10 protein-coding genes and 1 pseudogene are annotated in these 13,240 nt (G+C 36.8%); 10 read left to right on the plus strand and 1 reads right to left on the minus strand.

The annotated features are described in order from the left end of the window. Nucleotides 1-323: 323 nt before the first annotated feature. From M3226_RS26315 to M3226_RS26335, 5 genes are all read left to right on the plus strand, one after another. A complete protein-coding gene (locus M3226_RS26315; protein ID WP_251571819.1) occupies nucleotides 324-1,622 on the plus strand; it encodes an MFS transporter in 1,299 nt (432 codons plus the stop codon). 405 nt (nucleotides 1,623-2,027) lie between these two features. After that, nucleotides 2,028-2,750, plus strand: a complete 723-nt coding sequence (locus M3226_RS26320) for a FadR/GntR family transcriptional regulator (RefSeq protein WP_251571728.1) — start codon at nucleotides 2,028-2,030, stop codon at nucleotides 2,748-2,750. Nucleotides 2,751-2,791: 41 nt separating this feature from the next. Next, nucleotides 2,792-3,769 carry a fumarylacetoacetate hydrolase family protein gene (locus M3226_RS26325; protein ID WP_251571730.1) on the plus strand — a complete coding sequence of 326 codons (978 nt, stop codon included), beginning with the start codon at nucleotides 2,792-2,794 and terminating at the stop codon, nucleotides 3,767-3,769. A gap of 174 nt (nucleotides 3,770-3,943) precedes the next feature. Continuing rightward, a complete protein-coding gene (mhpA, locus tag M3226_RS26330) occupies nucleotides 3,944-5,521 on the plus strand; it encodes a bifunctional 3-(3-hydroxy-phenyl)propionate/3-hydroxycinnamic acid hydroxylase MhpA (RefSeq protein WP_251571732.1) in 1,578 nt (525 codons plus the stop codon). A 192-nt stretch (nucleotides 5,522-5,713) separates the two neighbouring features. Next, on the plus strand, nucleotides 5,714-6,598 hold the full coding sequence (locus M3226_RS26335; RefSeq protein ID WP_251571734.1) for a VOC family protein: 885 nt from the start codon (nucleotides 5,714-5,716) through the stop codon (nucleotides 6,596-6,598). 481 nt (nucleotides 6,599-7,079) lie between these two features. Here M3226_RS26335 and M3226_RS26340 read toward each other — a convergent pair whose 3' ends face one another. After that, nucleotides 7,080-7,973, minus strand: coding sequence for a CPBP family intramembrane glutamic endopeptidase (locus tag M3226_RS26340; protein ID WP_251571736.1), 894 nt, complete (start codon nucleotides 7,971-7,973; stop codon nucleotides 7,080-7,082). 358 nt (nucleotides 7,974-8,331) lie between these two features. Between M3226_RS26340 and M3226_RS26345 the strand changes: the two genes are divergently transcribed. From M3226_RS26345 to M3226_RS26360, 5 genes and pseudogenes are all read left to right on the plus strand, one after another. After that, nucleotides 8,332-8,502 (plus strand): hypothetical protein, encoded by a 171-nt coding sequence (locus M3226_RS26345; protein WP_251571739.1) that lies wholly within the window; start codon nucleotides 8,332-8,334, stop codon nucleotides 8,500-8,502. A gap of 204 nt (nucleotides 8,503-8,706) precedes the next feature. After that, nucleotides 8,707-8,991 (plus strand): hypothetical protein, encoded by a 285-nt coding sequence (locus M3226_RS26350; RefSeq protein ID WP_251571741.1) that lies wholly within the window; start codon nucleotides 8,707-8,709, stop codon nucleotides 8,989-8,991. 151 nt (nucleotides 8,992-9,142) lie between these two features. After that, nucleotides 9,143-9,274 (plus strand): hypothetical protein, encoded by a 132-nt coding sequence (locus M3226_RS32870; protein ID WP_374110692.1) that lies wholly within the window; start codon nucleotides 9,143-9,145, stop codon nucleotides 9,272-9,274. A gap of 610 nt (nucleotides 9,275-9,884) precedes the next feature. Continuing rightward, nucleotides 9,885-12,485, plus strand: a complete 2,601-nt coding sequence (gene ppsA / locus M3226_RS26355; RefSeq protein WP_251571743.1) for a phosphoenolpyruvate synthase — start codon at nucleotides 9,885-9,887, stop codon at nucleotides 12,483-12,485. Between the two features lie 55 nt (nucleotides 12,486-12,540). Continuing rightward, nucleotides 12,541-12,980: pseudogene (locus M3226_RS26360) on the plus strand (VOC family protein). The last annotated feature ends 260 nt before the right edge of the window (nucleotides 12,981-13,240 follow it).

Here is a 13,240-nt window from a genome sequence, read left to right on the forward strand (position 1 = left end):
AGTAGAAGCCAAAAGAGCTATATAACGTGGGAAAAGTTCAATAAGATTAAGTCGATTTTTCCTCTAGAGCGTCCTAAACTTTCAATTCCATTTTCGGAATTAAAGATGTACGCGAAACTGTGAAGCAATTTCTGAAGAGCCCGGTGCGGGAAATCCGCACGCCGGGTTCTGTGGGGGTTTGAGTCGCCAATTGGGCGACCTTTCTACCCGGAGTCGGCTAATCAATTAATGAATAGCCTCCTACTCGATTGCGTGTTATGAAAATTCAAATCGAGTCGGAAGTTAATTAGAAATAGAATTAGGTTTCTAGAAAGGTAGGTTAGATTATGTTACAGAAAGAAAGTGAAAAGGCATTAGACATCCAAACAGCTTCGTTACAAAGCTACATTCGTTCTTCAGAAAAACAAAAATCGTTATACAAGCGTACATTATTCATTGTAAGTATTTCACAAATTTTTGGTGGTGCAGGGTTAGCAGCAGGAGTTACTGTGGGGGCACTTCTTGCACAGCAAATGCTCGGTACTGATGCGTTTGCTGGAATTCCTTCAGCTTTATTAACTTTAGGGTCAGCAGGAGCTGCATTATTTGTTGGGAGACTTTCGCAGGCGTTTGGTCGTCGTACAGGTCTATCAGCTGGTTTTATGATTGGTGGACTTGGAGCAATAGGAGTCATAATTGCAGCATTAATAAATAGTGTTTTCTTGTTATTTGCTTCCCTACTTGTTTATGGTGCCGGGTCAGCAACAAATTTACAAGCACGTTATACAGGTACAGACTTAGCGAATAGTAAACAGCGGGCGACTGCTATTAGTATGACGATGGTTTTTACAACCTTTGGTGCAGTTGCAGGTCCAAATTTAGTAAATATAATGGGGAATTTCGCTCTTTCGATTGGTGTTCCATCACTTGCTGGTCCTTTCATTTTAGGAGCAGCAGCATATATTTTAGCAGGTCTTGTCCTTTTCATCATGCTTCGTCCAGATCCATTAGTGATAGCAAGAACGATAGAAAGAGCCAATCAAAAACCTAATGATAAAGGACAATTGGCAACAACAGAACAAAAAGAAAACAAAAGAGGCATCATCGTTGGTGCAACGGTTATGGTCCTTACTCAAATTGTTATGGTAGCTATTATGACAATGACGCCAGTTCATATGATGCATCATGGACATGGCTTGGGCGCAGTAGGTCTTGTTATAGGTTTTCATATAGGTGCCATGTATCTACCATCACTAATTACAGGTGTCCTTGTTGATAAGTTGGGGCGTAATGCAATGGCTATTGCTTCTGGAACTACATTACTTCTGGCCGGTTTAATTGCAGCATTCGCACCAGGAGATTCTATTGTTCTTCTAATAATTGCTCTTTCTTTACTTGGATTAGGATGGAATTTTGGTTTGATAAGTGGGACTGCACTCATTGTTGATTCAACTGAATCTTCCACAAGGGCTAGAACCCAAGGTACAGTGGATGTTTTGATTGCGTTTTCAGGAGCTGCTGGAGGAGCACTGTCTGGAATGATTGTAGCAGGTTCAAGTTATCTAACATTATCATTTACTGGTGGGATTTTGTCCTTATTACTAATTCCAGTGGTGATATGGTCTCGTGGAGATAAAAAATAAGCCAGATTGTTTTACGAAAACAGTTTGCTGGGGAGAAATATTTTTGAAACTAAATGGGGGCGATACTTCAAGAAGAAGGTCGCCTTTTTTTCTTTTTCCATAAGAAAGGTTGTGAAATGTTGTAACTCAAGAATCATTTAGAAAATATATTAGAAATTCCTCAAAATGTAATTTGAGATAGAATGGTTAGAATCTATTGACAATAAAAATAAATATGATTTATTATAATATTAAGATAAATAATATTTATCTTGGGTTTTATTTTAACATTCAGATTGAAAGGGGGAGTGAAATAATTTCACTTGAAATGTAAGCGTTAACTTCCAAGAACGTTCTATTATCCTCTCCAATCCTTTTTAAAAGATTATGTATACTAATAGTAATAAGTGGATAGGAGAGAAATTGATGAAGAATAGAAGTGAACAATTAATTTTAGATCTTGGGAAAAAAATCGTTTTTGGAGAAGTTACTACAGGAGAAATTTTACCTAAAGTGGAAGATCTTTGTGAAGAATATAATGTTAGCAGAACTGTAGTCCGTGAAGCATATAAAGGTTTATCAACCCTAGGTCTGGTGCGATCCAATCAGCGTTCGGGCACTGTCGTTTTACCACGAACCGAGTGGCAATGGTGGAATCTTGAGGTAATGACTTGGTTGCTAGAAGATCCAAACAATAAAGATTTCTTACTTCATTTAACAGAAGTAAGAATGGGGCTAGAACCAACGGCAGCAGCATTAGCAGCCAGTAGGGCAACAGAACAAGACAGAATGAACATGGAAGAAGCTTTCCAAAAACTAGAACAATCTATAGGGGATGAAAAAGCTTGGGCCAAAGCGGACTATGATTTTCATGAAAGTATCATAAAAGCTTCACACAATGATTTATTAATCGGAACCATTCGTATTATGCGTAAAGCCCTTACCGTTAGTAGGGAAAAGACATTACCTTTAACAAATGATAATCAAGAATTTCCTTACGATTCCCCAACAAGGGCAGCTTTAGAAAAACATCGTATGATTTATGAAGCAATCATGTCACGTGACGAAGCAATGGCTAAAAAAACAATGACGGAATTAATCTTACGTGTAAGGACTATCTTACAAAAAATATTTAACAATTACTCGTAAGCTTATTATATTTGCAAGTTTAACAAAGGGAGGAATTTAAAGTGGGATTACAAATTGTAAGATTTGAAAAAGAAAATGTTGAACGTTGGGGTGTTGTGAAAGGGGATCATATCTTAGTATTACAAGATACATATAGTTCTCTGGCTCAATTCCTAGATAAAGGAAAGGCAGAAGCCAGAAAATTATATGAACAAGAAAATGGTGAAAAAGTTTCACTAAACGAGGTAACCTTCTTAAGTCCAGTAACAACTCCTGCAAGAATCGTATGTCAAGGTGCCAATTATAGCTCACACAGAGCAGAATCAGGATTAGAAGCAAATAAACCTCCATTTAACTTGATTTTCAGTAAAGCAGATAGTTCTCTATGTGGAGCATATACAGAAATTATCCGTCCAGCCCATGTACAATTATTAGACTATGAAATTGAATTAGGTTTAATTATTGGTTCAGAGATTACAGGACCAGTAGAGGTAACGGAAGAAACCCTTCACCAATTTGTTGCGGGATTAGTTATTTTCAATGATGTATCAGCACGGGATGTACAACTAACTCAAGGACAATGGTTAAGAGGAAAAAGCTACCGTACGTTTGGACCGACTGGACCATATTTTTACCTGCTTGATCAAGAGGAAATGCCATCCATTCATGACCTTGAAATTAAACTATGGGTAAATGATGAACTACGCCAATCAGCTAACACGAATCAGTTGTTATTTAAACCAGCTGAAACCATTATCGAACTATCTGAGATTATGGATCTCTCAAAAGGTGATTTGATTGTGACAGGTACAACAGGTGGCGTAGCAATGAATCTGTCTAAAGAAGAAATGAGTAAGGTTTCAAATTTAACTACTCCTTATGAAGAGAAAGTCAAAGTTATGCTGGAAAGCCAATTAAAGCTTGGTAATTATCTAAAAGATGGGGATGTTATCCGCTGCAGTATTAAAAGTGCAGATGGAACAATCGACCTCGGTGAACAAGTCAATAAAGTGGTTCCTAGTAAAGTAACTGTTTCCTAAATGAATTCACCTATGTGCTGAGATTAGATTACGGGTAATTAATTTTTTCTCAGCACTTTATTGCAATAAATAGTGTATAAAATAGTGCGGTATTGATTTTATTAAGGTAACTAATATTGTATTCGCTTTCATTTTTTTGAATCATATAAATTTCTTTTAGATTGGAGTGAAACTATGAAAAAAGAAAGTTTAGATGTTGCGATTGTAGGCTATGGTCCAGTGGCAAAGTTATTAGGAACATTACTTGGTCAGAAAGGGTGGAAGGTAGGTATATTTGAGAGATTTCTTGAACCCTATCCATTACCGCGTGCTGTAAAGCTAGATCATGAGATTGCTAGACTTCTCCAATCCGTTGTTCCGACGGATGATGTGAAGAAGGTCTTACAACCTGTTCATGATTTTTATGAATGGCAAAATCCTAATCGTGTACCCTTAATAAAACTTGATTGGTCACAATTTGGTATTTCAGGATGGCAAGCAGATATGTTTTTCTGTCAGCCTGAACTAGAAGCAATTATGGATGTCACATGCCGAGAACTAGAAACGGTAAGCATTAATCTTGGAATGGAAGCCATTCAATTAAAGGAATTTAATGACCACGTTGAGCTAAATGTAAAAGACTTGGACGGAGAAGTAACAAAGATTCATGCAAAATATGTTGTCGGCTGTGATGGAGCCAATAGCTTTGTTCGAGCAAATATGGAACATACCATGATAGATTTAGACTTCAATTCAGATTTCCTTGTTGTTGATATCATTCCGAAAGAAGAAAGAACGTTTAGTCCAATGAATTTGCAATTATGTGATCCAGTCCGACCGACCACAGTTGTTTCAGGAGGTTATGGCAGAAGACGTTGGGAATTTATGATCCGTCCTGGTGAATCAAAAGAAGAATTTAAAATGGAAGAAAAGGTTTGGAAATTACTTGAACCATGGGACATTACGCCGAAAAACGCCATATTAGAACGACATGCGTTATACACGTTTAAAGCAAGATGGGCTGATAATTGGAGAAAAGGTAGATTGATGATTGCAGGAGATGCGGCACATTTAACGCCGCCATTTATGGGACAAGGAATGTGCTCAGGTCTTCGCGACTCAGCTAATTTAGCCTGGAAACTTGATCTTATTTTACGAGGAAATGTGAACGACAACATATTAGAAACCTATACAGAAGAACGTAAACCACATAATCAAAGAGTCGTTGAAGCAGCAATCTATTTAGGAAAACTGATTTGTGTAGCGGACCCGAAAAAGGCTGAAGAAAGAGACCAAGCTTTTCTAAACGGAGATGCTCCGCCATTCCCTGAATTTCCAATTTTAAGAGATGGAATTCTCCATCAACCAGAAGTAAGGAAAGGTTGTTATTTAGCTGGACAGCTATCTCTACAAAGCGAAGTGAAATATTTAGGGGAAACAGGTTTGTTCGATGATGTTGTTGGTACTGGTTGGATGGTAATTAGCCAGGTAAGCAACCCGAAAAATGCTTTAAACGATAAGCAAATTGAATTTCTCGAAGATATCGGCGCTACATTTATAGAAATAGCAGATTCTGAGATGGGACCAGATGTCGTTGTGGATGTAAACGGGAAATATTATGAGTATTTCAAACAAAATCAGATAGAGGCGGTTATTGTCCGTCCAGATTTCTATCATTTTGGCAGTGTAACTTCATTCTCTGAGCTTTCTGAACTAGTAGAGGATTTAAGAAATCAACTGAAAAAGTTTATGAACACAGCAGCTATGAATTAAAAAATTAAATCATGAGCCGCTGCGTCAGGTTGGATTTGTTTAGCGGACAAATTCAACCAAGAAAATAGGCCTTGGAAAACCTATAAGTATCATTTTAACATTTCTAATAAAAATATGATGAAATAATTTCGTAATTTGCCGGTTATTTTATAAATTTTCTTATTGAAAATATTATTTTAGGAGGAACTTACGATGGTTAATGTAAAAGTATTTCGTTTAGGTTATGCAGATTTCTTTTCACCAGTACCTGAAAAAATGGTGAATTATTATACAAATACAATGGGCTATCGTATTACGGAAGAAAAAGACGGAATTACTTATTTGAGTAATGGTGTGGACCATCATAATATTGTGATTACTCCTAGTATTCAAAAAGGAATTCGAAGTTATGGTTATCAATTAGATGGACAATTGTCATTAGAAGAGGTACAAGAACAATTACATTCTATAGGAATTGATTCTAGATTAATAATAGATGGAAAACCAGGAATATCAAGATTCGTAGAATTAAATGATCCAGCTGGAAATATTGTTGAGCTATTTACAGAAATGGGTCAACCAGTTGTTGGTTTTGGTACGTCAGGTATTCTTCCTCTTAAACTAGGGCACATTGCATTTTATGCAAAAAACTTTGTTGAAACAATTGAATTTTACCGAGATGTATTAGGCTTTACTTTTACAGATAAAATCGGGGAGGAATTCTGTAATTTCCTAACATGTAATTATGAACATCACGTATTAAATATCGTAGCATCAAATGAGACTAGATTACATCACATTGCTTATCAGTTAAGAGATGCAGGACATCAATATGCAAGTTCAGATATTTTAGCGAGACAAGGTTTATCTGTTCTTTGGGGTCCTTCTCGACATACAGCTGGACATAATATTGCCACATATCACCATGATGCGGATGGAAATGTAGTTGAGCTATATACAGAGATGGATGTGTATATTCCTGAGCTCGATATTTTCGAACCGCGTCCATGGCATCAAAAATTACCATTAAAACCTAGAAAATGGGAAGGCCTTAGTTCTTGGGGAACAGAATTTGAAGTAGACTTGGCAAAAATCTAATCCTACCAGAACGGAAGATGGATAAAAATCGTACAAGATGTTTTTATGCTTGAAGAAAACTAGGAACATAACGATCATTTGAAAATGCTTTAATTAGGCTATGAATTTCAATGCAGCAAGCAGGTGCAGATAAGAACTAACGGGCGAAAAGTACAGGCATCATCAGAAATTAACCGACGAACACGACAAGAGAAATGAACAGGCAATCAATATTGACAGAGTTTTTTCATTTATAGGCCTCGCTAGCCTATTTCTCTTAGTTTGTCCCAATAGAAGAGGTTCTTGTTCATGGGGGAATGTCGAGGTAAGTAAGTCAAGAATTTTGGATTAAGACAGCTATTCCCAGGTTAATCACGCGTCTCTATAAAGCAAATACTGGCTCGATGGTCGATACGTGAATCGACTTATTGAGTCAGTATTTTGTTTCAATTAAAAAAGATGCCAGTAACCTTTAAAAATAGCAAGGTGTCTGGCATCTTTTTTAGAGTCTAGTAAATTTGTATTTTCTCAAAGAAATAAATAAGAAAATTCCTAAAGAAACAATGGTCCACATGAGTGAGGTAGCCGGATTAATATTTGTGACAACAAATAAGGATGGAATCTTACCCAAGGCAGAGTCATCCATCGTGAGGAACCAACCCAACAGCATATTATTTGCTGCATGCGCTCCAATCGACAATTCGGCACTGTTCGTTTTTGCAGTGATATAACACCAAATGAATCCAGTTACCAAATAATCTGCTCCAACCAATACAGGGGAATACCCCATCTCAGGATTGGTGAAATGGAGCGCGCCAAAAATCGAGCCAACTATTAGAGATAAAAGAAAAGGAATGCGAACCCATTTTCCGAAAAACTGCAAGAGATATCCTCTGAAAAATAATTCCTCACAGGCCGTTTGAATGGGAGTTAAAACCAGTACGAGCACAAATAAAATCAAAAAATCTGAAACTCTGACATCGTTGAATGAGTAATCCCCAGGGTTTAAGAGGCAATCGATGATGGTAATCAGACTTAAGATGCCAAAGTAGGTAATAAAGCCAAATCCTATTCTCTTCCAATCTATTTTTTTATTGGGCGTAATCAGCGTAGTGAAATTCCGTTTATGTATGAAACGAATCGCGACAAAAAGGCCTAAAAGCCAAAACAAAAAGGGTGAATTCATCAAAGCAAAATAAAGTAACGGGTTCATTCCCACATAATCCTCTTTATTAAAATCATAATAGGTATTGGGGTTTCCATCCGTATGAACAATCCATTCACTAATAATGACATAAGGGAGCGCCCCGACAGAGATAAACAGAATAATGACAATAAATGATGTTAAATACCTCTTCCAGCTATTCTTGCCTTTTATTACTCTAATAAAATCCAATTATATTAACACCAACATTCTAGTAGTTTTTGAAAAACACATACAAATTATTACACTATTGGTTTAGATTAGTCAAATTGGTTAAATCAATTTCCGTATGTTTTGTAGATTTAGATTACTTAATAAAAATCAGCCCCTGCAAACCCACTAAAAAGTGTTTATACTTATATATATATACCTCCAAATTTATCTGCATTACCTGAATTATCCTATTATTACAAATAATTTGACGTCAAGCTCTTTTTCTAATTTAGTAAATAATCTGCTGGTTTTTTAAATAAAAAAATGGTCATTTACGGTAAAATTTCTCTCCAATGTGTAGGTGATTCCGAATTTAAAACGGGATGGGTGGGTGTAAATGAATACTTTTAAAGAGAGAAGAAAGGCCCGAAAGGATAAGAGGAAAAAGGAAGGGAAGGAATCCAAGTGGTGGGAATTCCTTGATATTTTTTTTGATCTTGCAGAATTATTTGGACCAAGTCTTGTTAGGTCTATTCGAGCTGTTTTTAAATTCCTTGAACATCATTAATTACATGAAAAGAATGTGGATATAGCCGTTTCACATATATATCGGAGATCCATCTGACATTGAAGCTCTTTTCTTTTTACAAGCGGTGCAGATTAACCAGTAATTAATATACACTGTGAAAATATGTAAAAATAGAAAAATAATAAGGCCAAGTAGGAGCTGAATAGGATGAAAACGTTTGATTTATAATCAGGAACAAAAGTAATGGTTGACGAAAGTAGAATAGTAATAGAAAGAACAGGTGGAAAAAGTGCGATGAAGGGTTTGTTTGCAGGGAGAGCAATGGGGCAAATGATCATAAAAACATCAGCAGTGACAGGATTAATTCATTATGCCGACTATTTAATGATTTGTGCTTCTGGACTTCCAACTCCCAATGATTTTAAATTATCCAGCGGTGCAGAGATTAATCAATATCCTAACTGTATTGTGGCAAAAGAAGGCGAATTAGAAGAGTTATATCAATTTCTCAATGGATTTATCAAGTAAAGATTACATAAGAAGACTTAACCCTTTAAGGTCAGCCATTCTTTTTTACTAAAATTATCATCGGAAAAGATGTTTTGTTTGGCCCAGCTGTAACATCGCTACTGTTGGTCATCCAATCAAACCCAATTATGTTACAGGTGTTTGGATTAACATAGCTGTAGAGCATACTTGTAGTGATGACGCAGATTATGGATGGGATCATGTTGTAATTGCAACCGATGGAACTTCAACCATTAGTGAAGAATGGCAAGAAGCAGCATTAAATTATGCAATGAAAATATAGCTGCAAAAATCACTGAAGAAGAATTGTTAGCAATATGTAGTAAACTTTTTATAAAGGAGATGTATAAAGGTTGAATCTTAATTTCAATCTTGCACATCTCTTTTTTAATTATTTAGGTTAGTAGGAAAAGTTATTTGTCTATTTACAATTGGGGTTTCTTGCTTCTCCTGGTTAAATACCGAAAGGGGACAATAGATGGTGGGTTCGTATTAGAAAACTAATGCTTCCTAAAAGGAAGCAAGGGGATAAACCCTAGCCTGAGGTATTTATCTTATGTTGAAATAAATTACTTTATAAAGGTGGAGATAAACAGATAAGATGGGAAGGGTTGGTATTTTAACCCTATTCATTGTGGGCTAAAAGGTATATGCGCTACTGTCGAGGGGATGAACTGGATTTTATCAGGTTAGTGTATGGTAAGATCTAGCTATTTTTGAAAGTTGAACTCTAACTCTTCCTAATTTAATTATAACATACAAAAAATGGATAATATAGACTGTTTATTCTTATTTGCTACTGCTAAAATACAATAGAACTTTAATTAGTTTTGATGAGATGGATTAATATATCAAAGAAACCACAAGAAATGTAATGGTTAGGGGAGAATTAGATGAGTTCTTTGGTTCTCGGTTTTCAGGAAATGGAAAAATCACAGCTTTTGCTGGTTGGCGGAAAAGGGTTAAATTTAGGGGAATTAACAAAAATTCAAGGAATACAAGTACCTGAAGGATTTTGTATAACAACAGTGGGATATCAAAAAGCCATCGAACAAAACGAAACGTTTCAAGTTTTGTTGGATCAACTAACAAAGCTAAAAGTAGGGGATCGAGATCAAATTGCTGAAATCAGCAGGAAGATTCGACAACTCATTATAGAAGTAGAAATTCCTTCCGATGTTGTGAAAGCAGTTGCTCACTATCTCTCCCAGTTTGGCGATGAATATGCTTATGCAGTGCGTTCTAGTGCGACTGTTGAAGATTTACCACATGCCTCTTTTGCTGGTCAACACGATACCTATTTAAATATCATCGGCAAAAAAGCAATTTTACAGCATATCAGCAAATGCTGGGCTTCCCTATTTACGGATCGCGCGGTAATCTACCGTATGCAAAATGGATTTGACCACAGACAAATTTATTTATCCATTATCGTTCAAAGGATGGTTTTCCCACAGACTTCAGGGATTTTATTTACAGCAGATCCTATTACATCTAACCGAAAGTTGTTATCGATCGATGCCGGTTTTGGACTTGGAGAAGCTCTGGTCTCTGGCTTGGTCTCTGCCGATTGTTATAAAGTACTGGAAGATAAAATCGTCGATAAGGTGATTGCAACCAAAAAATTAGCGATCTATGGACGAAAAGAAGGCGGAACAGAGACCGTGCCGATCGATCCGGAGCAGCAAAAGACTCAAGCTCTTACCGACCAACAAATTTTACAACTGGCACGCTTCGGAAAACAGATCGAAGCTCATTTTAGCTTCCCGCAAGATATCGAGTGGTGTTTGGTTGATGATACTTTTTATATTGTCCAGAGCCGTCCAATCACGACGCTTTTCCCCATCCCTGAAGCGAATGATCAAGAAAATCACGTCTATGTATCTGTTGGTCATCAACAAATGATGACCGCGCCCTTAAAACCATTGGGATTATCTTTTCACCTGTTAATAACTCCTGCACCTATGCGTAAAGCTGGTGGAAGGTTGTTTGTGGATGTCACACCTATGCTGGCTTCACCTGACAGGAGAAACATGTTATTAAATACCATGGGACAACACGATCCGCTCATGAAAGACGCACTTACGACTGTTGTAGAGCGAGGAGATTTTATAAAATCGTTACCATATGATCAAAAAGCACCGGGTCCCAACAGAAACAATACAGCAATGCCGGAAGAAATCGATAACAATCCGACCATTGTTCATGAGTTGATTAAGCGCAGTCAAACGTCGATAGAAGAGTTAAAACAAAACATTAAAACGAAATCAGGACCGGATCTATTTGATTTTATTTTGGAAGATATCAAAGAGTTAAAGAAGATTTTATTTGACCCACAAAGTACAGCTGTTTTTATGACTGCTATAAATGCTTCACATTGGATCAATGAAAAAATGATGGAGTGGTTAGGTGAAAAAAACGTAGCAGACATACTTTCTCAATCTGTACCAAATAATATTACTTCGGAAATGGGTCTAGCACTATTGGATGTCGCAGATGTGATTCGTCCTTATCCAGAAGTAATTGATTATTTACAACATGTAAAAGATGATAACTTTTTGGATGAACTAGTTAGTTTTGATGGTGGACAGGAAACTGGAAACGCTTTCAATGTTTTTCTCAACAAATACGGAATGCGATGTGCCGGAGAAATCGATATGACTAAAACTCGTTGGAGTGAAAAGCCTATTACTCTTGTCCCCATGATTCTCGGTAACATTAAAAACATTGAGCCAAATGCTGGAAAGCGCAAATTCGAGCAAGGGCGGCGTGTTGCTTTGGAAAAGGAACAAGAGTTATTAGACCGATTGAAGCAATTACCGGATGGTGAACAAAAGGCCAAAGAAACAAAACGAATGATCGGCCAAATCCGGAATTTTATCGGTTATCGTGAATATCCAAAATACGGCATGATTAATCGCTATTTTGTTTATAAGAAGGCGTTACTGAAAGAAGCCGAACAACTTGTACAAGCGGGCGCTATTCGTGAAAAAGAAGATATATACTATCTCACTTTTGATGAACTTCGCGAAGTTGTACGTACAAAAAAACTTGATTACCAGATCATAAGCAAGCGAAAAGGTGAGTACAAATTATATGAAAAACTAACGCCCCCACGTGTGATCACGTCAGATGGTGAAATCATTGTGGGTGTGTACAAACGAGAAAATCTCCCCGCCGAAGCAATTTTAGGTATGCCTGTTTCTTCCGGAGTGATAGAAGGACGAGCACGAGTCATCTTAAACATGGAAGATGCTGATTTAGAAGATGGTGATATATTAGTCACTTCCTTTACTGACCCTGGCTGGACACCATTATTTGTATCCATAAAAGGTCTAGTTACCGAAGTTGGTGGACTGATGACCCATGGAGCAGTTATCGCACGAGAATATGGCTTACCAGCAGTCGTTGGGGTGGAAAATGCGACCAACTTGATAAAAGACGGGCAACGCATTCGTGTGCATGGAACAGATGGTTATATTGAAATATTATAATAGTTGAATACCTTATAGCTTATGCTTCAAAAATATCAAAGTTGGTAAAAACAGTATGAAAATCATTGTTACCAGTATATTCGTACAAGATCAAGACAGGGTACTGGGGTCTTATTCAGAAAAGCTTGGGTTTGTAAAAAAAGAGGACGTTCCCGTCGGAGAATTTAGATGGTAACGCTTGTATCTCCCGATGACCAAGATGGTACCGAGCTTTTATTCTAACCTAATGCCCATCCTGCCACGAAGGAGTATCAAAAGAAGATATTTGCCGATGGCATTCCAGCAACAATGTTTAGCGTTGCTGATATTCACAAAGAGTACAATCGGTTATTGGAATAAGGCGTGAGGTTTACTATGGAACCGACAAAAATGGGGGAATTCACTATAGCTGTCTTTGACGATACATGCGGCAATCTTATTCAAATAATGCAGAAGAACTTCATGACGAAATATTCTAGTTCTAACGACTTTATTGATATGTTTTTAGTTGGGTGAAGTGTTTTTGTCAAACATTAAACCACTTTATGTTAACCCTGTCCTTTATTTAGGACGGGGTTATGGATTTTTTAGGTCTAAACGTAAATAAAAGAGATTGTTTTCAGTATCCATTACTTACTTTAAAGTCATTTTGTATGGAGTAATAGTTAAAATAGAAATGGTAGGAAAGATCTTTTAAAAGACAAAAATAGAGCAAGTATTAGAATTTAAAATGTTCCGTTTTCGGTGAATACTATACAATAGAACTTATTGACGAC

Source organism: Neobacillus cucumis (genome assembly GCF_023715505.1).